General features: G+C 57.7%; 19 protein-coding genes and 1 pseudogene. 14 read left to right on the top strand and 6 right to left on the bottom strand.

Annotated features, from left to right (window positions below):
* The 11 genes from EII11_RS10730 to EII11_RS02475 form a co-directional block, all read left to right on the top strand.
* A partial coding sequence (locus EII11_RS10730) for a hypothetical protein (protein ID WP_205649197.1) occupies positions 1–515 on the top strand: 515 nt, incomplete at its 5' end.
* A gap of 28 nt (positions 516–543) precedes the next feature.
* Positions 544–1,287 carry a pentapeptide repeat-containing protein gene (locus EII11_RS02520; RefSeq protein ID WP_124868204.1) on the top strand — a complete coding sequence of 248 codons (744 nt, stop codon included), beginning with the start codon at positions 544–546 and terminating at the stop codon, positions 1,285–1,287.
* A gap of 44 nt (positions 1,288–1,331) precedes the next feature.
* A complete protein-coding gene (locus EII11_RS02515) occupies positions 1,332–2,075 on the top strand; it encodes a pentapeptide repeat-containing protein (RefSeq protein ID WP_124868202.1) in 744 nt (247 codons plus the stop codon).
* Positions 2,076–2,117: 42 nt separating this feature from the next.
* Entirely contained in the window at positions 2,118–2,561 is a 444-nt protein-coding gene (locus tag EII11_RS02510) for a hypothetical protein (RefSeq protein ID WP_124868200.1), read from the top strand.
* A 522-nt stretch (positions 2,562–3,083) separates the two neighbouring features.
* Positions 3,084–4,457 carry a UTP--glucose-1-phosphate uridylyltransferase gene (locus EII11_RS02505; protein ID WP_124868198.1) on the top strand — a complete coding sequence of 458 codons (1,374 nt, stop codon included), beginning with the start codon at positions 3,084–3,086 and terminating at the stop codon, positions 4,455–4,457.
* 312 nt (positions 4,458–4,769) lie between these two features.
* Positions 4,770–5,864: a PhoH family protein gene (locus tag EII11_RS02500; RefSeq protein WP_124868196.1), complete on the top strand. Its 1,095-nt coding sequence runs from the start codon at positions 4,770–4,772 to the stop codon at positions 5,862–5,864.
* Positions 5,864–6,313, top strand: coding sequence for an rRNA maturation RNase YbeY (gene ybeY / locus EII11_RS02495; protein ID WP_124868194.1), 450 nt, complete (start codon positions 5,864–5,866; stop codon positions 6,311–6,313). The genes EII11_RS02500 and ybeY overlap by 1 nt, the downstream gene beginning before the upstream one ends.
* Before the next feature lie 59 nt (positions 6,314–6,372).
* Positions 6,373–7,716 (top strand): hemolysin family protein, encoded by a 1,344-nt coding sequence (locus EII11_RS02490; RefSeq protein WP_124868192.1) that lies wholly within the window; start codon positions 6,373–6,375, stop codon positions 7,714–7,716.
* Entirely contained in the window at positions 7,700–8,914 is a 1,215-nt protein-coding gene (gene era / locus EII11_RS02485; protein WP_124868190.1) for a GTPase Era, read from the top strand. Before EII11_RS02490 ends, era begins: the two co-directional genes overlap by 17 nt.
* A 59-nt stretch (positions 8,915–8,973) precedes the next feature.
* Positions 8,974–9,993 carry a permease gene (locus EII11_RS02480; protein WP_124868188.1) on the top strand — a complete coding sequence of 340 codons (1,020 nt, stop codon included), beginning with the start codon at positions 8,974–8,976 and terminating at the stop codon, positions 9,991–9,993.
* A 124-nt stretch (positions 9,994–10,117) separates the two neighbouring features.
* On the top strand, positions 10,118–10,963 hold the full coding sequence (locus EII11_RS02475; protein ID WP_124868186.1) for a TIGR03943 family putative permease subunit: 846 nt from the start codon (positions 10,118–10,120) through the stop codon (positions 10,961–10,963).
* Between the two features lie 38 nt (positions 10,964–11,001).
* Here EII11_RS02475 and EII11_RS10960 read toward each other — a convergent pair whose 3' ends face one another.
* From EII11_RS10960 to EII11_RS02455, 4 genes and pseudogenes are all read right to left on the bottom strand, one after another.
* Positions 11,002–11,280, bottom strand: a complete 279-nt coding sequence (locus tag EII11_RS10960; RefSeq protein WP_420820435.1) for an addiction module antidote protein — start codon at positions 11,278–11,280, stop codon at positions 11,002–11,004.
* Between the two features lie 133 nt (positions 11,281–11,413).
* Positions 11,414–12,067, bottom strand: a complete 654-nt coding sequence (locus EII11_RS02465; protein WP_124868182.1) for a hypothetical protein — start codon at positions 12,065–12,067, stop codon at positions 11,414–11,416.
* An 87-nt stretch (positions 12,068–12,154) separates the two neighbouring features.
* A complete protein-coding gene (locus EII11_RS02460) occupies positions 12,155–12,415 on the bottom strand; it encodes a hypothetical protein (protein WP_124868180.1) in 261 nt (86 codons plus the stop codon).
* Between the two features lie 173 nt (positions 12,416–12,588).
* A pseudogene (locus EII11_RS02455) lies at positions 12,589–13,799 on the bottom strand (IS110 family RNA-guided transposase).
* Between the two features lie 473 nt (positions 13,800–14,272).
* Between EII11_RS02455 and EII11_RS02450 the strand changes: the two are divergent.
* Both EII11_RS02450 and EII11_RS02445 read left to right on the top strand, forming a co-directional pair.
* Complete coding sequence (locus EII11_RS02450; RefSeq protein ID WP_124868178.1) at positions 14,273–14,581, top strand: type II toxin-antitoxin system RelE/ParE family toxin; 309 nt, start codon at positions 14,273–14,275, stop codon at positions 14,579–14,581.
* 31 nt (positions 14,582–14,612) lie between these two features.
* Positions 14,613–15,695, top strand: a complete 1,083-nt coding sequence (locus EII11_RS02445) for an ImmA/IrrE family metallo-endopeptidase (RefSeq protein WP_124868176.1) — start codon at positions 14,613–14,615, stop codon at positions 15,693–15,695.
* 91 nt (positions 15,696–15,786) lie between these two features.
* Here EII11_RS02445 and EII11_RS02440 read toward each other — a convergent pair whose 3' ends face one another.
* Positions 15,787–16,548, bottom strand: coding sequence for a class I SAM-dependent methyltransferase (locus EII11_RS02440; RefSeq protein ID WP_205649196.1), 762 nt, complete (start codon positions 16,546–16,548; stop codon positions 15,787–15,789).
* Positions 16,549–16,835: 287 nt separating this feature from the next.
* A complete protein-coding gene (locus tag EII11_RS02435; protein ID WP_124868174.1) occupies positions 16,836–19,508 on the bottom strand; it encodes a coiled-coil domain-containing protein in 2,673 nt (890 codons plus the stop codon).
* 635 nt (positions 19,509–20,143) lie between these two features.
* Here EII11_RS02435 and leuA point away from each other — a divergent pair.
* Positions 20,144–21,904, top strand: coding sequence for a 2-isopropylmalate synthase (gene leuA, locus EII11_RS02430; protein ID WP_124868172.1), 1,761 nt, complete (start codon positions 20,144–20,146; stop codon positions 21,902–21,904).
* The last annotated feature ends 47 nt before the right edge of the window (positions 21,905–21,951 follow it).

Raw genomic sequence — 21,951 nt, 5'->3', positions numbered from 1 at the left:
AGCAGTTGTCATATACGGGCCAACGCGCCACCGTCCACAACCTCCACATCAAGAACTACAACAACTACCACGTCCACACCAATACTGGCACACCTGTCCTGGTCCACAACAACGGAACAGACAAATGCGGAGACGCTCTGGCGCCTCTCCCTGATAACCCGGCAGGCGAAATCCAACAGATCGCGCGTGAGGAAGCGGCAAAGGGACGTCAAGCATGGCTTAATTCACTTAGCCCCAGACAGCTAGCGGCTATTAAAGAAAGCGGCGCTTACTGGAGAGCCCCCATGTTTATCGGCACAGCGATCCATGAAACCGTAGCTAAGCGTCTCGAAAGAGAGTTTGGTCGGGATGTATTTAAGTACAACCGTGTGGGGCCGGACTTTAGTTATGTCGACGCCGCCGGCAACACGAAGTATGTTGAGCTGACAACACCAGGTCAAGTCGCCAGTCATAAACGCAGGCCAGACCCACGATACGCTAGCGCCGACTACGCGACATACGATATGCCACAGTAAAGACTGTGGCACACGAGAGGAGAATTTTATGATCCGCTTGGAAGAGGCTGGTGTTAACCGGTCGGGGAAGATGACCTATCACGGGTATCTGTCTCATCTGCGTGTGGAGGGGGTGGACTTTTCTGGTCAGACTTTCAATAATTTTGGTCTCACTGATGTTGTGCTCACTAATTGTGATTTTAGTCGGGTGAAGGCTGACTTTTTCATTCCAGGTAGTGGTCCGTTTCCGTGTGAGTTTATTGATTGTTCTTTTGACCGGGTGAACTTTAGGCAGGTGCTTTCTCTTTCGAATCGCTTTGTGGGGTGTTCCTTTAAGGGGGCAAGGCTTTCACGGTGGAAACTTGAAGAGACTGATTTGGTTGATTGTGATTTTGATGGGGCGACCCTACGTGATGTGATGCTGTGGGGGAGTATGGATGATCCTGGGACTCCCAGTTATCCGGCGCGCTCATGGGTGAATGAGATTCGGGGGAATGACTTCTCTGGCGCAAAATTGATTGATGTGGACTTCCGTACAGGTGTGGATTTAACACTGCAGAAACTACCTGTAGGACCGGACTACATTTATGCCGAAGACGTTCCCGCTGCTCTCACCAGAGGAGAAGAAGTGTTGGATAGTCTTAGCCCTGAGGACAAGAAACGAGCTGCTATTCTTCTTGAGATACTCCGTAATGAGTATGAAAGAGGGCAAAAGCAGTTGTTTCTGGTTCGCTTCAAGTCTCATTCGGATTCGATGTGGTTTCCGATGCGTGAAGCTATGAATGAGGCCTGAGGGTCGTTCTTGTGGGTTGTGGGCGTGTGGAGTAGGGAGGGTTGATGATTGAGTTGAAGGAGGCTGGTGTTAACCGGTCGGGGAAGATGACCTATCACGGTGTCTTGCATCGCCTGCGGGTAGAGGGAATTGATTTTTCAGGATTAGCATTAGATAACTTTCACGTGGCGGACGTAGTTTTGAGGAACTGTGATTTCAGTCGAGCAAAGGTTGAGGTATTTTCCCCTGGGCGCCCACACTTTCCGTGTGAGTTTATTGATTGCTCTTTTGACCGGGTGAACTTTAGGCAGGTGTTTGGTCTACCGAATCGGTTTGTGGGGTGTTCCTTTAAGGGGGCGCGGCTTTCGAGGTGGAAACTTGAAGAGACTGATTTGGTTGATTGTGATTTTGATGGGGCGACGCTGCGTCAGGTGATTGTGTGGGGGAGTATGGAGGAGAGGGAGACTCCGACTCGACCAGCGCGGTCGTGGGTGAATGAGATTCGTGGGAATGATTTTTCTGGCGCGAGGTTTATTGATAGTGACTTCCGTTGTGGTGTGGATTTGACGCTGCAGAAGCTTCCTGTAGGACCGGATTATATTTATGCCGAAGACGTTCCCGCTGCTCTCGCCAGGGGGGAAGAGGTGTTGGAAGGTCTTGATCCTGCGGATCGCAAGCGTGCTGCTTTTCTTCTTCGAATGATTCAAGATGAGTTGGATAATGGGCAGAAGCAGTTGTTTTTTGCGAGGTTTAGGGATCATTCGGATTCGATGTGGTTTCCGATGCGTGAAGCTATGAACCAGGAGTGAATCTGCCTTGCATGGTGTGAGGTGGTAGGAAAGGAGAATATTATGGGGTTGCTGTCGGTGTATTTCACGGCGCCTGATGATCAGGCGGCAAAGGCCACCATTGATTGGGTGGGTGGGCCTGATGTCACAGACGAGCAGGCGGGGGTAGAACCCTACCAGTCGGCTGAGATTCCTTTTGACCCAGCAGAGCAGATGCCCTGGGTTGCGGATATGAAGGATGACCCGACAGGTGCTTGTGCTCCTGAGGATTGCGGGCGTTTGATTGCTGTACGTGACGAGGGCGAGCGTGTTGTGCTTCGCCTGTCAAAGGCAGCGCGTGACGCGTTGGCTCTAGCTGCTGTTGATCCTGAAGCCGCCCAAGACACTGGCGTGTTTGAGGGTTTTGTTGACGTTGAAGAACTATGCGAAGAAGGCGAGTCTTTGATTGAGCTTGCCCAGGCCGCGCAGGAAAATGACTGGCCGTTGTACTTGTGGTTGTGCGTGTGAGGCCAAAGATCAACCCCGCGCCCCTTGCATGCCTGATGGCGAGTGGACGTAGCCGTTAAACCAGGTGGGTTTGTTCTGTCTCAGTAGAGGCGGAACAAACCCACCTCGCATAGAACAAGCAGTACTTGTCAAGGGTGGAATCATGGTGATGACGCGTCAAGAGGTGCGGGGATTGTCTGCACGAGGGTGAACTGTCCTGGGTTTTGTTCCGGGGGCGGCATGAAAGGATTGCCTCATGCCCAAAGAGTATCCGGCGGACTTTGAAGCCCGTGCTGTGCGCTTAGTGAGGGATCGTTGAGCGAGCGATGAGAGACTCTCTCATCGGGCTGCCATGAGTGAAGCTGGCAGCAAGCATGGGATCTCGAATGAAACTGTGAGGCGTTGCTTCAACGATTCACAGGTGAATGAGGGACTTGAGTCTGAGTCGCTTTTTTGCAGAGTCCATCCCCTAAAATATGCAGTGATATTACGGTCGAAACCGTATGGTCAGAACCGCAGACTCATCGAAGAGGGGAAGCAAGCATGTCTCAGCAAGGTCTCGAGGCCGCACGACTGAAGATGCGTGACGCAGGAGTGAACGCATCAGCCATTGAAGTGTTCTCTCATTACTATGGACTTCTCGAGTCCGGCGAGACCGGCCTGATCCGAGAAGACACCATCACCCCACTGCTTGATGTTCCGATGCTTGACGAGGTAGAGGTCAGCGACGAACAAGCGAAGGAGGCAATTGGCGCCACCGTCATCATTAAACTCAACGGTGGCCTGGGCACCTCTATGGGCCTGGACAAGGCGAAAAACCTGCTCGAAGTGCGCGACGGTCTGAACTTCCTTGACCTGATCGTGCGTCAGGTTCGCGCAGCCCGACGCGACTATGGGGCTCGTCTTCCTCTGGTGTTCATGAACTCCTTCCGCACCGAGGCCGATACCCTCGAACACTTGGCACGCTACGACGACCTCGTTGTTGACGGACTGCCACTGTCATTCCTGCAAAACCAAGAACCCAAGCTCCGAGCCGACGACCTCACCCCCGTCGAGTGGCCTGCCGACCCCACCCTCGAATGGTGTCCTCCCGGACACGGTGACCTCTACACCGCACTGTATGGGTCCGGTCTGCTCCAAAAGCTCCTTGACGCAGGCTTCCGCTACGCGTGCATCTCCAACGGCGATAACCTCGGCGCAGCCCCCAACGCGCGCCTGGCAGGCTGGTTCGCCGCCTCGGGCGCACCCTACGCGGCAGAACTGTGCCGACGCACCATCAACGATCGCAAGGGCGGGCACCTCGCCATCCGTACACACGATGGCCAGCTCATTCTGCGCGACACCGCACAGACGGCGCCCGAAGAAATGGACTTCTTCACCGACGAGCACCGGCACCCCTACTTCCACACCAATAACCTGTGGTTCGACCTGCAGCGCCTCATGGACACCCTCGTTGAACGCAACGCCGTGCTTGGCCTGCCCATGATCCGCAACGAAAAGACGGTTGATCCTGCCGACCCAACCTCCACCCCGGTCATCCAAGTCGAATCAGCAATGGGCGCAGCCATCGAGGTATTCCCCGGTGCGACGGCAATTTGCGTGGGCCGAGATCGCTTCCAGCCCGTCAAAACCACCAATGAACTGCTTCTGTTGCGCTCGGATGTCTACACCCTTGACGATGACGGCCACCTCATTGCGCAAACCGTCACCCCTGAGGTCAGCCTCGATAAGCACTACAAGACCATCCAGGATTTCGAGGCGCGTATTCCACACGTACCGTCCCTGAAAGACGCTACGGCCCTTCGCGTCAGCGGCGACTGGACCTTTGGCCCCGACGTGCGGATCGTCGGCGAGGTGACTTTGAATGACGAGGGCGGCGCCCAGGTCGTCCCAGAAGGCACAGTGCTGGGCGAGTGACACCCTGCTGAATGGGCGGCACCTCGTGCCCAACCAGTAGAGCTCTCGGCTGAGATCACATTGACGAATCGACGTGGTCTCCGCCGAGAGCTTTTACATAGGTACACGTCGTTTCAGTAAACCTTCCGACGCTGAGATTCTAAGCCCCAAGAAATGCACGCTGCTAAGCCTCGTTGCTACGGAAGGCGCAATTGGGCACAGAAGGGCCCCAGAATATGGCACGGTCAAGGGATTACGACTACGCTCAGATACGTCTGTGAACGTACACCTGATAACAAAGCCTGTAGCACGAAGGAACCTGATCCCTGGCCTATGAGTGAGCCAATCGCCCCGGTGGTGACAACCAGCCGCCGTATCTCTATTCCCACTACCCTTGAGCCGCTCGCGGTGCTGGGCACCGCCGATCAGGTGCTGCGCGCCATTGAACGAGGCTTCCCCCACCTGCGTTTCATCGTCATGGGCCGCGACATCACCATCAGCGGCCCCAACACTGATATTGACCTTGCTATTGGGCTCATTGAAGAGCTCATTGACCTGGCACATAAGGGCACCCACCTGGACGCCGTAGCCGTGGACCACGCGGTTTCTCTGCTGACCTCGGCCGCCCTGGCTGGACGCGCTCCCGAAGAAATCCTCACCTCGCGCGGTAAAGCGATCCGCCCGAAGTCTCCTGGACAGCAGGCCTACGTGGAGGCCATTAACCGCGTGCCCGTGGTTTTTGGCATTGGCCCCGCCGGTACGGGCAAGACCTACCTGGCAATGGCTCAGGCCGTGTCGCGCCTGCTTTCTGGCCAGGTGCGTCGTATTGTTCTCACCCGCCCAGCGGTCGAGGCAGGCGAAAATCTTGGCTTCCTCCCCGGCTCCCTTACCGACAAAATCGACCCTTACCTGCGTCCCCTCTACGACGCGCTAGGGGACATGCTCGACCCCGAGGTGCTACCAAAGCTCATGGCTGCTGGCACCATCGAGGTTGCGCCCCTGGCGTACATGCGAGGTCGTACCCTCAATGACTCATTCATCATTCTTGACGAAGCACAAAACACCACCGTCTCTCAGATGAAAATGTTCCTCACCCGCTTGGGCTTTAACTCCCAGGTGGTGATTACGGGCGATACCTCGCAAATCGACCTGCCCGGCAACCAACGGTCAGGCCTGGCCGTCGTCCAAGAGATCCTGCGCGGTATTGACGACATTGAGTTCTGCTACCTCACCAGTGCTGACGTTGTACGCCACAAGCTTGTGGCCGAGATTATTGACGCCTACTCGCGCTGGGATGAGCAGCAAGCTCGCCACCATGACAGAGGCAGGGACTACGAGCGCGGCCGCACGAATGACCGAGATGCCACCCGCACGGGGCGACCTCGCTCCCACTACCGAACCCCTGGCACTTCAAGGAGGAGCCGCTGATGACCGAGGTCATTAACGAAACCGAGTACGTCATCGACGAGGCAGAGTTCGTTGCCCTTGCCGACTATGTGCTCACTCAAATGCACGTTTCCACAGCGGCCGAACTCAATATTCTCTTCATCGAACCCGGCCCCATGGAAGACCTTCACATCCGCTGGCTGGACCTGCCCGGCCCCACAGACGTGATGAGTTTCCCAATGGACGAGCTGCGCCCCGGCACCGCCGACCACCCCACAGCGGAAGGCACTCTGGGCGATATTTGCATCTGCCCGCAGGTAGCCGAACAGCAAGCACGCGAAGCCGGACACTCCCTGGCCGAGGAAATGCTCATGCTCGCCACCCACGGCATGCTGCACCTGCTGGGATACGACCACGCAGAAGAGGCTGAGAAGGAAGAGATGTTCTCCCTCCAGCGCAAGCTCCTCCTGACCTTCCTAGCCACCCGCTAAAACAGCCGCCCGACTCTTCAGAGTCCCCATTGCCTCAAGGAGGCGAACCCACCACCGCCATGACCGACACCCTCATCACCGGCACACCCGTCGCGGGCCTCGTCATTGTCGCCGCCATCGCCCTACTGATGGCAGGCGCGGTCGCGGCTATTGAGGTGGCGCTGAGCTACCTGTCGCGCGCAACCGCGCAGGACTTGGTTGACGAGGGCGCCCGCCGCGCCGACCTTGTTCACGAGTTGCTATCCCAGCGGAGCCGTACCTTGCTGGTCCTACGCGGAGTGCGCACCGCATGGCAGGTTATCGGCGCTGTTTCAGTGACGATTGCCCTGGCAGGTTTGCCGCTGCCGTGGTGGGCAGTAGGTCTGATTGCCATTGTGACTGTCGGAACCCTGCAATTCCTGACCGTATCCGGCCTGGCAGTGCGTGTGGGGCGGCGTAACCCTGAGAAGGTCGCGCAGTGGGGGGCACAAATGACGATGCGTGCGGTACGCATCTCACGCCTGTTTGACCCGGCGGTTGATAGCGTCCGCGAGAAACTGCCGCAGAGCGCCCAGACCGAGGCCGAAGCCCGCGCCGAGGTCGCTGAAGACCTGCGTGAGATGGTCGACCAGGTGGGTGAAACCGAGGGGCTGGAGGACGAGGACCGCGAGATGCTCCTGTCCGTCTTTGAACTGGGGCACACGCTAGTCCGCGAAATCATGGTCCCCCGCACCGATATGGTGACGATCGAGGCAGAAATGAATGCTCGCGAGGCACTGCGCGTCTTTGTACGTTCGGGCTTTTCGCGCGTGCCGGTCATTGGAGAATCGGCTGACGACGTGCGCGGCATCCTCTACTTCAAGGACGTGGTACACCGCCTGGAAACCTACGGTGTTGACACGGATCTGACAGCCGAGCAGATGATGCGTCCAGCCGAATACACCATTGAGATGAAGGCCGCTGACGACCTTTTACGCATCATGCAAGCCGAGCACTTCCATATGGCCCTGGTGGTCGACGAATACGGTGGTATCTCGGGCCTGGTGACAATGGAAGACCTCATTGAGGAACTCGTGGGTGAAGTAACCGACGAACACGACCGCAATGTCATTGAACCCGAAGAACTTGCCGACGGCGTGTGGCGGGTTCCCTCACGCTTCTCCATCGATGACCTGGGCGACCTGCTGGGCATGGAACTTGAAGATGACGACGTGGACTCTGTGGGTGGCCTACTGGCAAAGGCCATCGGGCAGGTGCCCCTGCCCGGTGCTGAAGGGGAGCTGCTGGGCGTCCATATGATGGCAGAAGAGGCGCGCGGGCGCCGCCGACAAGTCGGTACCATTGTGTGTTCACGAATTGACCAGGGCGCTGCCGAAGGCGAGCCGGATCAGGAGCAGGAGACGGGCGATGCACTTTCCAAGTGACGACGAATTAATGGCGGGCCCCAATGCCCTTGAGGGTTTTGATCTTGAGGGATTGGAGGGCCTCTCTGAGGAGGAAGTAGAGGCTGCCCTCGTCCTCGACGCTGAACGGGGCGATGACGTGGACGCTGAGCTTGGCGATGAAAACTTTGACGAGGACGCCCTCGCCTCCCAAACTGAGGCAGAATTGGCTGACCTGCGCGCCCTGCGCGCCGAAGCCGCAGAATACGTTGAGGCGAAGGCCAGCGCACACGATGACACCAACGCCGGCACTGGCCTCGTCATGCCTGAGTTCCCTGAAGATTTCCGCGCGGGCTTCGTATCCATTGTGGGCCGCCCCAACGTCGGCAAATCTACCCTGACAAACGCCCTCGTCGGACAGAAGGTGGCGATCACCTCGGGACGCCCTGAAACGACCCGCCACAATATCCGCGGTATCGTCCACCGACCCAACGCGCAGGTCGTCCTCGTGGACACGCCCGGCTACCACCGGCCCCGCACTCTGCTGGGGAAGCGCCTCAACGACATGGTGCGTGAAGCCTTGGCCGAGGTCGACTGCGTGGTCTTTTGCCTGCCCGCCGACCAAAAGATCGGCCCTGGCGACCGTTTTATTGCCCGCGAGCTGCGTGACGTTCGCCGCACCATTATTGCCGTGGCCACCAAGTGTGATCTGGTCTCTCGCGAGCGCCTTATGCGTCACCTCATCGATATTGACAAACTCGGTGAATGGGCGGCAATCGTGCCCGTGTCGGCTATGGCAGGCGAACGCATCGACATGCTCACCGACGTGCTCATCGACCACCTGCCGCCCTCGCCGCCGCTCTACCCCTCTGATGACGTCACCGATGAATCACGCGATACCCTCATTGCTGAGTTCATCCGTGAAGCAGCGTTAGAAGGCGTCCGTGAAGAGCTGCCCCACTCCCTGGCGGTGCAGGTTGAAGAGATTATTGAACGCGAACCTCGCCCCGGCCAAAAGGGTAAGCCCCTGCTGGATGTGCACGTCAATGTCTACGTCGAACGCGACTCCCAAAAGGCCATCATTATCGGTAAGGGAGGATCACGCTTGAAAGAGATCGGGACGAAAGCGCGTGCCGAGATCGAGCAGCTTCTTGGCCGACGCATTTACCTGGATCTGCATGTGCGCACCGCGAAGGACTGGCAATCTGATCCCAAGATGCTGGGGCGCCTGGGCTTCTAGCGCCTACCTGGCCGTGCCGTGATGAAGCAATCTTTGGCTGGAGCGGAGTTCCCCTCACAATGACGACAACACCTGGCCTCGCTGCCCAGTCCCAGCGCCCCCGACTGACATACCTGCTGGCCGCGCTAGGGATCGTGCTGGCCTTGGCAGTGCTTCGCATCGCCACCAGCGGAATCGGAGCTCTGCCGTGGCAGGCCCTTCGAGACGCCGTCACCCTGTCATCCTCGGTCCTACTCGAATCCTTCCCCTTCGTCGTGGTGGGTATCGCGATTTCGGTGCTGGTCCGCGTGTGGGTATCCTCGGCACTCTTCGAGCGGGTGATTCCCACAAACCGAGTGCTGCGACGCATCATGATGTCCCTGGTGGGAACCTTCTTGCCCGTGTGCGAATGCGGGAACGTGCCACTGGCCCGCGGGTTCTTGTCGCGAGGCATGTCTGTGGGCGACGTCGTGGCTTTCACCCTGGCAGCACCCCTGCTCAACCCCGTCACCATCATCACCACCTACCAGGCTTTCGGGACGAACAATGGGATCTTGTGGGGTCGCGTACTCGGAGGATTCGTTATCGCTCAGATCGCCGCCCTCATAGTGATGTGGCGGATTCGCGAGGCCGCACTGCTGGCACCGCGCTTCGCACAAGCATGCCAGACGCAAGGGCCAGAAAACGCTGACGGGGACCGCATTGGCCGTTCCCTGGCGATCTTTGCCCGCGAGAGCGCCACCCTTCTGCCTGCCCTTGTGCTGGGATCAATGGTGGCCGGACTCATCCAGGTGGGGGTGCGCCGCGACGTGTTGACCACCGTGGGCATGGACCCTGTACTGTCGGTGCTGGCCATTGTGGCGTTGGCTTTCATCGTCTCGATTTGTTCCAGCGTGGACGCCTTCTTCGCCCTAGCCCTGGCCTCGGTATTCCTACCGGGCGCGCTTACGGCCTTCCTGGTTTTTGGGGCGATGGTAGACATCAAAATGATTGCCCTGCTGCGCACCACGTTGAGTGGGCGCGCGGTGGCACGAATCGTTGCCGTTGTCACCCTGTGCTGTGTGATTCTCGGAGTGGGGGTGAACTACGGTGTTGCCTGAGAATACTGACCTGACTGCAGTTGATGCCGTCGAAGATTCCGGCACGCGGCCTATAAAGCGGGCCGATTTGCGGCGGCCTTCCGTATGGGAGCACATCAATCGATGTCGAGGCGTCGCCCTGTCAATGATCCTGGCAGTCGCGACACTGTGGCTGGCATGGTCAAACCTACTGACCTTCTTCATCCACCCGCGCTACGTGTTCTTCACCGTCGAAATGGCCCTGCTTGCGCTCCTGGCCTCCGTGTGGGCGATCTGGCGAGGAATCCATGAGGAAGACGAGGAACACGGACACGATCACTCGCATCATGACCACGCACATCACCATGGGCCATTCCAGAACGACGCCGGGCAAGAAAATACGCACGGGCCCGACTCTCCACTTGCGCCTCCCCTAGAGGCTCCCCTTACGCCGAGGGCGGGGCGGCGGGAACCTCGTCAATTCCCAACCTGGCTTGCGGGAGCCTCCAGCGCGCTTGTCATTGCGGCAGTGGCCGGCATGGTTCTTGTCGCACCCCCAGCGCCCCTGAGCGCCACCCTTGCTTCTGAACGCGCGCTCGCGGGCGGGGGAGTGGGGGAGCGCTCCACCGGGAAGGCCGTCATTACAACGCTCGCGCAGTTGCCCGACGAGGCCACCGTGGGCGACTGGGCGCAGTTGCTGGCCAACGCGCCTGCAGAAGAAGTGCTCGGACAAAAGCCCGTGTTGGACGGCTTCATTATTGCCCCAGAAGAGATTGCCGACCACGGCTACTACCTGGTGCGCTTCCAGATTGCCTGCTGCGCGGTGGACGCTTTGCCGGTGGGCATACCCGTTGTGGACCCGGCATGGCGTGACAAGTACGCCGAAGGCCAATGGCTGCGGGTTTCAGGCGAGTTCACGCCAAACCCCGGCATGCCCTTCCCCGAAGAGGCTGTACTGACTCCCAGCGCGGTGGAGACAATCGACGAGCCCGAACAGCCGTACCTGTTCTAGGCGGTTGTGGCTTAACTGTGGACGGTAGGTTCGGAGGATCAGGAAGTTGTGCGAGCTTCGAGTCTGAGCCCGAGGGCGGAGAGGACTTTGCTGAGTGGCATCCATGACGGATTGCCATCGGCACTGAGTGACTTGTATGGCGATTCGCGTCCCACTCCAGCTTCGCGGGCGATTGACGTCATTCCTCGAGCTTTGGCAATGTCGCCAAGGGCTCCTCGAACGGCACGCAGCCCTGCTCCAGCAGATCCAAAGCAAAAACGAGCGCCTCGCCGCCTACTACTACAAACAAGAGATCGGACATCTAGACGCAGAAACACGCGAGTTCAGTCCGTATCTGTGTGGTACATTTCTAGAGTTTGGAAAGATGGGGCGTAATGGGTTGGAAGTGTTCACCTTTCACGAGAAGACAGGGTAGGTGCTACTGAGCAATCGGATGTAGTTGACAAAGCGTTAGTTTAGAGGCGCTAGTCTCTCCTCAATTGCCTCTCGCAGGTAACGAACCTCTGCAATAAGCTGTCTATTCAATGTTGTATTTTTTGTATCAATGTTCTCAGACGACAGCCAAACTGGCAGCGCAAGAAGCGCGTAAAAGGGGCTGATTAAGATTGCAATCACGGCCATGAGTGGTGGAAGAAAAAACTCCCTCTTAAAACCACGGTTTCGGTAAGCAATTATTGCAATAGCTATTAGTAAAATATTAGTGTGCAGGCCTCCAAAAGCCTGATCGTAGAAGAGATCTGCTAATAGACACCAGAAAAACGCTGCGGCGATTGCAGATCGAGGAAGTATGTCCGCGCTAGGACCTTCAGAATAAGCTCCAATCAGCTGTAGGAGCGATACTATAAGCCAGACTAGCAGAAGGGTTTGTACGAAATAGTTTGTCCCCTCTGTTCCTTCCGGATTGAGTTTAGTTATCTGCATAGCCAGGTAATCAGAGATTCCGTTTAGCCTCACCTCCTCCAAGAAATTAAGAACCAAGGTGTAGCCTTGCGTGTTACCCTGATAAATCGCCCAGAATGTACAGGCAACATACGAGGAAGCTACTAGAATGACCAAACTGTGCAGCCTCGTAGCAAAGGCTGCTAGAAAACCATCAAGTGTCATGGTGTGTCCTATCTTGAACCAAGCAAGTGGCTAAAACCCGCTCGGCACGCGTTTGTAGCCAACGTGGCCGGATAGTTTCAATGTAGATCATCTGATCTGGCCAAAGTAGTGGCGCTGTAAGACCTTGAGGACTTCCAGGTTGTCGCTCTCGATCACCACATTCTGAGTGGTATCCCAGTCGCGGGAATTCTCCCGATCGGGCTCAAGTGTTGCCGTGGTGGGAGTCTGCGCCAAGAGCTGAGCCTCACGCTTACCTGGCAACACCAGGCCATAACGCTCCATCGGGCCAGCCGTGTCATCGTCAAGCAGACCGCGTAGCACCTCGAAATCAATCTTTCCGTCGGCCATTACCTTTTTGGGGGGCAGCCGCAGCAATTTGCGCGGCAAGTACAGTTTGGAAATTGGGGGAGGCAGGGTGAACTCCCGCGGTGCCGTCAACGTTGGTGGCGGGAGCCTCGCCAATGAGAGAAGAATGCGTCCCCTGAACGTCAGTCAGGTCAAGCGGAGCCCTATGTTGTTTGTCAAGCGGCGGTGGCGAGTTTTTCTGATGGGTGTGGGTCGTAGAGGGTGGCATCGCGGAGCATAGCGTACAGGGTGAGGATGCGGCGGTGTGCGAGGGTGAGGATGGCTTGGTTGTGTCGTTTTCCTTGCTCGCGTTTCTTGTCGTAGTAGGCCCGGGAGATGGGGTCTGTGCGTAGTGCGGCGAAGGCTGAGAGGAACATGGCGCGTTTGAGGCGTTTATTGCCTGTTCGTGAAACGTGTTCACCTCGAATAGACGTGCCTGATCTTCGGGTCACTGGTGTGAGGCCAGCGTAGGAGGCGAGGTGTGCTCCGGAGGCGAATTCTTTGCCGAGGGTTTCTGCCAAGAAGATCGCTGCTGTCCGAGGCCGATGCCGGGCATTGAGGTCAGGACTGGGTAAAGAGGGTGGGCCTGCACTAGGGCTTCGACTTGTTGGGCTACGTCTTTGCGTTGGGCGTGAAACGCTTGGAGTTGACGAGCCAAGTGGGGTAGGACTAAGGTTGCTGCGTCTGTGCCAGTAACGGTCACTGTTTGCTGGCTGAGTGCCTCCGTGATGTCGTGAGCCCAGGCAAGGTGGCGGCGTGAGCCGTGTGCTTTGAGCGTGTTAGCGATCCGTTTCTTTCCGGCTTTCTTTAACGCTGCTGGGGTTGGCCATGAGGCGATGGCCTCCAAGACGCAGTCATGTTCTAGGCGTGGGCCAAGGACTGCTTCAAGGGCGGGGTGAATCTGGGTGTACAAGCCTCGGATTCGGTTTGCTGTTTGGTTGACTTGGCGTGCTAAATCTAAGTCAAACCCGGTCAGCATGGTTAGTGTTGCTCCGTCCTGGTCAGCAACACTGATGCTGCGGAGTGTGTGAGGCATTGACCGTGCTGCCTGGGCTATGACAACAGCGTCGCGTTGATCAGTTTTGGCATTCCCCGGGGTTAGGTCTGCAATGCGGCGCATCGACAGGCCTGGTAGGTAAGCCACGCGTACTCCCATGTCTTGAGCGACAGCGACAGCAAGAGCTCCGATGGTTGCTGGTTGGTCAACAACGATCAGGACGTGTCCGCGTGTGCCAAGCTCTTGGTAGAGGGAGCGGAGCTTGGCTTCGTTGTTGGGCAAGGCTTTATTCCATAAGACTTGCCCAGTAGTTGATAGCGCATGAGCCCAGTGCTCACTTTTACCCACATCAATGCCGACAAAGACACCGATGTCATCGACTGTGATCATGATGGTGGCCCCCTTCCAAGCAGGAAATCTGTTGAACCAGTCCCACGGCAGCTGACCCCACACCCACGTTACGAAAGACCTCACACGCTCGGGTCGTTCCCCTCATCAGTGGTCACCAACTGCCAACAGTCCCCGGTGACAACACCCCCCGGATCATTCAAAGACAGGGGCAAGACATCATGCCGGGAACCACTGGCCCACTCCCAGAAAAACACAACTGGAAGTCAACAAACAAGGTAACGGGGGTGCTGTTTTCGCGATGATCCTCCACGGAAGGCTCCTTGCGCTCCGAGTCTATGTAGTTCGATCCATGGCCTACTACCTCATACGGTGTTTACTTAAAATCGTGATCTCTTCATCGAGGGGGAAGGGCTCTTGAGCTGTTAAGAGGCGTAGGTGTTGTGAACCATAAGGAAAGAGGGTTCACTAACTGTTACCATATTGGTAACTCGAACGATTGGGGGGGAGGGTGAGTGGAAGTTCGATACGCAACCAAGAAGCTGGAACAACAGTGCACGGTTGAGCGCTTAATGAAGAAAACGTTCGACATGCGCGTTGTGAAAGCTCTCAAACTGCGTATTAACGAACTTCATTCCGTTGAGTCTTTCGCTGACCTATTCCACACCACAGGCCGTTGGGAGCAACTCAGCGGCGACCTAGCAGGAAAATGGTCTGCTCGACTCTCAGCAAACTACAGACTCATTGTTGAACCTATCGGAGACGGAAAAGACCCGACAGCTCTTCGTGTTGTCGAAGTCCTAGATATTCGCGACTACCACTAGCCGCCGCAAGAGAGATGCGAGAGGAGGAAAAATGTCTGCCGAACCCGATTACATTGTGACAACCGGTGACTACCTGGCCGAATGGCTCGAAAACCAGGGGATGACTCAGGCAGAGCTTGCCCGACGGGTAGGAGTGACTAAGAAGCACATCAGTGAGCTTATTGCAGGAAACTCTGCCCTCACCCAAACGGTGGCACTGAATCTTGAGATGGCAACGGGTATTCCTGCGCGCATATGGATGGCGTACGAGACTCGCTATCAGCAACTTCTCGCCCGAAAGCGTAAAGAGCAGGAACTCGCAGAAGAGATTGGCATGCTTGATGCCTTTCCGCTCACGTACATGCGAAAGTACGGCCTCGTCACAGCAACAAAACGACAAGCAAGTGCTCTCGTAGCTCAGGTTGCCGCATTCTTTCGGACGAGTAGTCTGAGTGCGCACCAGAATACCTGGGAAGCGCGAGCTGTCGCCTTCCGGAAGAGTGCCTACGCTGACAAGAAGCCAATGGGTCTGGCTGTGTGGTTGAGGGCGGGGGAGCTTCAGCACGAAAAGGCGGACCCCATCCCTTCCTTTGACCGTGAAGGACTCTTAAGGCTTCTACCGCGTTTCAAGTCCTACACACTCGAAGACCCTGAAGAGGGGATTGCGAAGGCAATCAGGGAATGCGAGCGGGTAGGAGTGCGTGTGTGCCTCACTCCAAAGGTCCCCGGTGTTGGAGTGCACGGCGTGACCCGTTGGTTGAATGGCACGCCTTTGGTGCAACTGTCTTTGCTGTGGAAAACCGATGATCAGATGTGGTTCACGCTCATGCATGAGCTTGCCCATGTGCTTCTTCATAAGGACACCACGGTCTACTTCGATGGTAGTAACGATGAATGTGAGAGGGAAGCTGATCGTTTCGCAGCGGAGTTTTTTGTTCCTCACGACATGAGGGAATATTTACCCCTCACTAGGGATATTGCTGCTGTCACTGCCCTCGCGGAACAACTGGAGGTTGCTCCTGGCATTATTCTTGGACAGGCACAACGTGTTACCAAGGATTATCAGTGGGGCAACAGTTTGAAACGGCACCTTCCAGACCTGACGCCGATGCCCCCCATCCCACAGATGGTGTGACGTGCCCGTTACTGTGGCAGTACCTGGTGGTAAAAACGAGGCTTTTTCGACCTTCCTCTGCCGCCAGGTGCGAGCAAATTGTCTCAGATCGTTACTTCTGCGCGTAGAGGCGGAAACGCTTTTGTGTCACCGTTAGTTCTTCGCGTTGGCTGAGTTCAATGAGGCGCTGAGCGTGACCATGCACATCAAAGTCGGGCACCTCCCAGGGAACCAGCGCTAAGTAGCTAACGAGAGCGCGCAAGTCAGTAAAGGTCATGGAACCTGCCCACTCCTGCGCGCAGGTGACAGTCAAGCCCGCGGCCTCGCATTGGCTGACATAGGAGTCCAGCGTGACATTGGGGTAAGCGAAGTCGACCTCAAACCAGTCGTGTAGCTCCGGGGCGTTGAAGCCATCAACCTGCTGAGTGAGCAGCACCCCGTTCTCGGTCAGGATCCTGGTAGTATCCGCAAAGTCGATCCCCTCGTGGGAGGACATGACGCAGTCGACGCTTGCGTCTGAGAAAGGGCTGCGCGGGTCCGACTCAGGATCGTATTCTTCCACCCGAATCCCCCACGGGGCGAGGTTGGCGCGGGCAACAGGAACGTTGGGAACCCATCCTTCCGTCGCAATAATCTCATTACCCTCAGCTTGCGGGCCAAGGGTAGAGATCAGTTCAATGAGGCGTTCACCTCCACCTGTCCCCAGATCGACAATTCTTTTCCCCGAACGCATGGCGGCAAGGCAGTCGGCCCGGAAATCCCAGGTTGGTTGAGACTCATGGACGCGGCCCCGCAGGACGGAAAAATCCCAGCCCTCCATCTGAGTGGAAGTGTGGAGGGACGCTAGGTCGTCAATAAGTGCCTGGTGAATCACTTGATTGGCCTTTCCTGTTGCACAGATCCTGTCTGGGCAGCGTAGATGCGGAGAAACCTCTGCGTCGAACTATACCGGCATGAACTCGCTCCCCACAGTATTGATGAGCCTTTCCTCATTCGCTTCCAACCGGAGGGCAGAAGTGCGAAGTGGCCCTGTTTCTTGGGCAACACAATGCCTGTGGGGCAGGAAACGGAAAAGTTTCCTGCCCCACAGGCACAGTTGATGCCAGACTCTCGTGCAGCTAATCAGCGTGGCTGGTCAAGAGTTTGGCGCGGATCAGGCGCTCAGTCCAGAGTTGGAAGAGACGAGGCCTCGCCGCCGATCTGTTGGTCCAGCTCCCTGACCTTCGCGACAGAAGCGTTGAACTCCTGTTCAAGCTGGGTCAGAGCCTCTGTCTTGGCATGCAGAGCGTTCCGCACTTCGTCAGCTTGCGCGTTCAGAGTGGACAACTGAGCAGAGAGGGACTCTTCCTGGGGACTAAATAGAACCAATTCATCTCGGGCAATCTCCAGCTCAACGGCGAATTCGCCATCAGGATCTTGACCGCTATTGATCTTCTCCTCGAAGTTCACGATGTCTTCACGAATACGTTGGATCGTTGAACGTGTTTGTTCCAGAGAGGTGCTGGCAGCATTGACCTGCGCGGTGAGCGCCTTGAGCGTTTCCTCTTGTTGAGGCAACTCTGCACGTGCGGCAGTGATTTTTTCATACGCGGCATTCACAGCGGCGATAGTAGTTTCGCGTTCCTGCGTGAGAGTAGCTATGCGCTCGGCTTCCTCACGCTGCTTTTGCGCCTCCACTTCAGCTTGACGCTGGCGTTCCTTTTCTTCTTCCGAGGTTTCACCTGTGGCGTTGCTGTCTGACGCGTCAGCGTTGGAAGAACCTTCGGACGCTGAACCCTCAGAGTCGTGATTGTCAGTCGAGGGAGGAACATCGGAAGTTCCAGCATCATTACCGGTGCCAGCATCATGACCAGTGCCAGCATCATGACCAGTGCCAGCGTCATTCGATGAAGCAGAGTCTGACGGGCCTGAGTTCGATGCGTCAGGAGACGAGGGCGGAGTATCCGTGCCGTCACCTTCGGGTGCCGTCTGGGAGGCAGAATCCTTGGGGTCCGCAGATGAGGAATCCTGGCCGCCAGCGTGCCCCTGTGAATCGGAGGTGCCGGACTCATCCGTGTCCGGCTGGGCATTACCAGACGGAGCATCGCCCGGCTGAACCTCGTCAGACTGAGTATCGCCAGGCTGAGCGTTCCCAGACTGAGTATCCCCGGCCTGAGGGTTGCCGGACTCATCGGCGCCCGGCTGGGCATTACCAGACGGAGCGTCGCCCGGCTGCGAATCGCCTGACTGGGCGTCACCAGACTCGGCGTTGCCAGAGTCTCCCTCGCCGGAAGGCTGCTCGCTAGAGTCCTGTTCGCCAGAGGGCTGGCCATCCGGGGCGGAGCCATTGGGCTCTGCCGGAGCTTCAGGCTTCTTCCCATCCGAACCAAGCAGGTCAGAGACAGAGGGAAGGGTGTTCTTTCCTTCGTTGAGCTTCTTATCAAGCTCAGCAACTTCTGCCACCTGGGCGGCGTAACGCTCAGCCAAGGCAGCGAGTTCGGCCTTCTTGGTGTCAACTACTGCTGACTTTTCTTCCACCTGAGCGGCAAGGGCAGTGATGGCGTTGATCTCCTGCAGTAGCTGGTTGACCTTCTCATCAAGCGTTGGGAGTTCTGCTTCAAGAGCGGCCAGGGTTTCCTTTTCCTGCTCCGTCAAGGCAGGCGAGGCAGCGAGGGCTTCAGAGGCGACGTTCAAAGCTTCGTAGCCGTCGGCGCTATCGGCTTCGGCTTCCAGCTTGGCGGCCGTGGCTTGCAAAAGAGCGGCCACTGCATCGTTGAGGGCGTCTTGGGCCTCTTCAACGCGCTGATCCCGCTCGGGTCCTTGTAGGGCTTTTGCCTGTTCCACTGCACGGCGCTTTTCTTCCACAACGGCTGTGGCCTGGTCAATCTTTGCTACAGCAGCATCGATGCGGTCTTCAGCCTCCGTGATTCGGCGTGTGGCAGCGCGACTAGCTTCCTTTGCCTTGTTGTAGGCAGCCTGACGGGCCGTGAGGTCCGCGTGCTGGGCTTTCTTCACGCCGGCGGCCTTAATGGCGGCTTCCTTGGCCGGAATGGTGGCGCGCTGCTCGGCCTCGTGCTTCTTCAGATCGTCAAGTTCTGCGCTGGCGGAGTCGAGTGAGGTCTTAGCAGCCGTGATCTTCTCGACGGACTCCTGAGCGATGCCAATAAGCGCCTGACGCTCAAGACGCAGGGCAGCCTTTGCTGCGTCCTCTCCCTTTGGCGTGTCAGAGGGAGGCGCAGGGGGTGTATCGGGGGACGAGGGCGGCTGCGGTGTGGGCGCGTGGGGAGCAGGCACCTCACTCTTGGGTGCTTCCTTCTTGGGAGTCTCAACCCGAGGTGCTGCGGGACCCTCAGGTTTCTTGGGCCCTGCAGGCCCCTGGGGCTTCTTTGGCGTCTCGGGTGTTGCCGGGCTGGAGGGGGCAGGGCGCTGGGAGGGAGCAGTGCCGTTGGATGGAGCAGGCTGTGTGGACGGACGAGAGGCCGGCGCTGATGCGCGAGGGGCCTCAGAGGCGACCGAGGAAGAAGCTGCCGAGGAAGGAGCGGCTGAGGAAGGAGTGGCTGAAGAACCTTGGGAAGAAGTTGAGGCGCCGGCCGTTCCCTCGGTGCTTGCGGAGGGGGCGCCAGAGGATGTGGTTCCGGTAGGGGAGTTTGCGGTGGAAGCCTTGTCTGCGGGTGTCGACTGGGGCTTGTCCTGTTCCTGTGGGGCCTTTACTTGCGGCGCAGGTGCGGTGGCCACGCCGTCAGGCGTAGTGCTCTGAGGCGCATCGCCTGACTGGGAAGGGGCAGAGCAGGCAGTCGCCGTCAAGGCAACGGCTGCAAGCACTGACAGGTAACGAGTCGAGCGAATCGAACGCATCGTCTGTCCTCTTTTACTTCTTGAGTTCTAACTGTGTTGCGATGGAGATGCACGAGAATAGGAAAGTTCTTTAAAGAACTCGCCAATGGTGCATGGGAATAATTTTAGGTACGTCTTAACAAGTGGTCGAATATCTGTTGGTGAGAAGCCGCGCACTGCTATCTACTGGAATCTTCCACTAGGGGCAACTGAGCGCCGTCGGCTTCTGTCGTATTCAGCGGATTTTCAGTAGTTTTCCGACGACGTGCACTTGCTGGAGCGCTGAAAAACGAAAGCGAATGAGGGAAGTGACAAGCACTTGAGGTGAGGAAAATCATTTGCCCTACTTTTACCGTTCGCTCAAGAAAAGGATGCGAGATGCCCTCACCGACCGTGCTTGGCCGACAGTGATCGTCAACGAGGGGTGAAAACTGCTGTCCACATCACGAAACGCTCCGCAGCTCAACTGTGACCTGGCCTACGGTGAAGACTATGCATTCGCGGAACCTGCTTCATTGCCGCGGCGAGGCTTCACCAGGCTGACCTCCTCGTCGCGGAGTTTCCTGCGCCCCGCACACGCAGACGACGTCGAGCCCTCCGCACCGTCCTACACACAGTCCATGCAGACCGTAGGCCCGTATGAGAAGAGGATTCCAATGCAGACCACCTCCCGTATCCCCACGCCCGCAGCCTCAGGCATGCCCGTCGGCAAATACCGCGCCTTCCTCGATACCAACCCCGTTGACCTCCCTGACCGCGCATGGCCGACCCGCCGCATCACGCGCGCGCCTCGCTGGATGAGCACCGACCTGCGCGACGGCAACCAATCCCTCATTGAGCCGATGGATCCTGCCCGCAAACGGCGCATGTTCGACCTGCTGGTCAGCATGGGATACAAGGAAATTGAGATCGGCTTCCCTGCCGCCTCTCAAACCGACTTTGACTTCGTACGTTCCCTCGTTGACGATGACGCCGTGCCCGAGGACGTCACACTCTCGGTCCTCACACAATCACGCCCCGAACTCATTGAACGCACTGTGGATGCCCTTGTTGGTCTACCGCGCGCCACCGTCCACCTCTACAACGCGACCTCGCCACTGTTCCGCCAGCTTGTCTTCCGCAATGACAAGCCCCAAACCGTAGACCTCGCTGTCTCTGGTACACGGGAGGTCATCGCCCAGGCAGAAAAACGACTGCCAGAAGACACGATCTTTGGCTTCGAATACTCGCCTGAAATCTTCGTCGACACTGAACTCGACTTCGCCCTGGAGGTCTGCGAATCCGTGATGGATATTTGGCAGCCAGAAGATGGACGCGAAATTATCCTCAACCTGCCAGCCACCATTGAGCGCGCCACTCCCAACGTGTATGCCGATCAGATCGAATACATGAGCCGAAACCTCTCGCGGCGTGAGCATATTGCCCTGTCTGTTCACCCCCACAATGACCGTGGAACAGGCGTCGCCGCAGCGGAGCTGGCCATCCTCGCAGGCGCCGACCGCGTTGAAGGCTGCCTGCTTGGCCAAGGGGAACGCACCGGCAACGTTGACCTGGTCACCCTGGGCCTGAACCTCTTCACCCAAGGCGTTGATCCGGGCATCGATTTTTCCAACCTTGACGAGGTCCGCCGTGTCGTCGAATACTGCACCTCCATGCCCACCCCGCCGCGCGCACCCTACGTTGGCGACCTGGTCTACACTTCGTTCTCTGGATCCCACCAGGACGCCATCAAAAAGGGTTTCAGCGCCCGTAAAGCCAAGGTGGCAGAAGCTGGCAGTGAAGACGCCGTCGTGTGGGAGCTGCCCTACCTGCCTATCGACCCACACGACGTGGGCCGCTCCTACGAGGCCGTCGTGCGCGTCAACTCCCAGTCGGGTAAGGGCGGCATCGCTTACCTCATGTCCTCCTGCCACAATCTGGAACTACCACGCCGCCTGCAGATCGAGTTCTCTCGCGTAGTGCAGCGCCACACCGACACCTACGGTGGAGAGATCGACGCCGACTCGCTGTGGGCGATCTTCGCTGCAGAGTACCTGCCCACCGCAGCCGTCAACGCCAGTGGTGATGTGGCACCGTGGGGCCGCTTTGAACTGCTCAAAGCAAAGATCACCTCGGGTGAAGACGACCGGGTTTACCTCGTTGCCACGCTGTTGGATAACGGCCAAGAATGTGTCATTACCGGCGAGGGCGGTGGCCCCATTGAAGCCTTCGTGCACGGCTTGCGCAGCCTGGACGTTGACTTGCGCATCTTGGACTACTCCGAGCATGCAATGAGTCAAGGCGGTGACGCTCACGCAGCCGCCTACGTCGAAGCGGCCGTTGAAGGCCAGGTCGTGTGGGGCGTGGGCATGTCCTCGTCTATCACGCGAGCTACCTACAGGGCGGTACTCTCAGCAGTTAATCGGGCTCTGCGCTAGTTTTTCTCCAGCGAGCACCCTTGGAGAGTGTTCAAGGGGGCTTCCTG

Origin of the sequence: Schaalia canis (assembly GCF_003858455.1) — a bacterium.
GTDB classification, from domain to species: Bacteria; Actinomycetota; Actinomycetes; order Actinomycetales; family Actinomycetaceae; genus Pauljensenia; species Pauljensenia canis.
Note: the sequence above shows the minus strand (reverse complement) of the source record. Positions and strands in the feature narration are given on the sequence as shown.

What these genes read in the sequence shown, in the direction of transcription:
- EII11_RS02520 (WP_124868204.1), top strand. Translation starts at nt 544, where the DNA reads ATGATCCGCTTGGAAGAGGCTGGTGTTAACCGGTCGGGGAAGATGACC.
- EII11_RS02515 (WP_124868202.1), top strand. Translation starts at nt 1,332, where the DNA reads ATGATTGAGTTGAAGGAGGCTGGTGTTAACCGGTCGGGGAAGATGACC.
- EII11_RS02510 (WP_124868200.1), top strand. Translation starts at nt 2,118, where the DNA reads ATGGGGTTGCTGTCGGTGTATTTCACGGCGCCTGATGATCAGGCGGCA.
- EII11_RS02505 (WP_124868198.1), top strand. Translation starts at nt 3,084, where the DNA reads ATGTCTCAGCAAGGTCTCGAGGCCGCACGACTGAAGATGCGTGACGCA.
- EII11_RS02500 (WP_124868196.1), top strand. Translation starts at nt 4,770, where the DNA reads ATGAGTGAGCCAATCGCCCCGGTGGTGACAACCAGCCGCCGTATCTCT.
- ybeY (WP_124868194.1), top strand. Translation starts at nt 5,864, where the DNA reads ATGACCGAGGTCATTAACGAAACCGAGTACGTCATCGACGAGGCAGAG.
- EII11_RS02490 (WP_124868192.1), top strand. Translation starts at nt 6,373, where the DNA reads ATGACCGACACCCTCATCACCGGCACACCCGTCGCGGGCCTCGTCATT.
- era (WP_124868190.1), top strand. Translation starts at nt 7,700, where the DNA reads ATGCACTTTCCAAGTGACGACGAATTAATGGCGGGCCCCAATGCCCTT.
- EII11_RS02480 (WP_124868188.1), top strand. Translation starts at nt 8,974, where the DNA reads ATGACGACAACACCTGGCCTCGCTGCCCAGTCCCAGCGCCCCCGACTG.
- EII11_RS02475 (WP_124868186.1), top strand. Translation starts at nt 10,118, where the DNA reads ATGATCCTGGCAGTCGCGACACTGTGGCTGGCATGGTCAAACCTACTG.
- EII11_RS02465 (WP_124868182.1), bottom strand. Translation starts at nt 12,067, where the DNA reads ATGACACTTGATGGTTTTCTAGCAGCCTTTGCTACGAGGCTGCACAGT.
- EII11_RS02460 (WP_124868180.1), bottom strand. Translation starts at nt 12,415, where the DNA reads ATGGCCGACGGAAAGATTGATTTCGAGGTGCTACGCGGTCTGCTTGAC.
- EII11_RS02445 (WP_124868176.1), top strand. Translation starts at nt 14,613, where the DNA reads ATGTCTGCCGAACCCGATTACATTGTGACAACCGGTGACTACCTGGCC.
- EII11_RS02435 (WP_124868174.1), bottom strand. Translation starts at nt 19,508, where the DNA reads ATGCGTTCGATTCGCTCGACTCGTTACCTGTCAGTGCTTGCAGCCGTT.
- leuA (WP_124868172.1), top strand. Translation starts at nt 20,144, where the DNA reads ATGCAGACCACCTCCCGTATCCCCACGCCCGCAGCCTCAGGCATGCCC.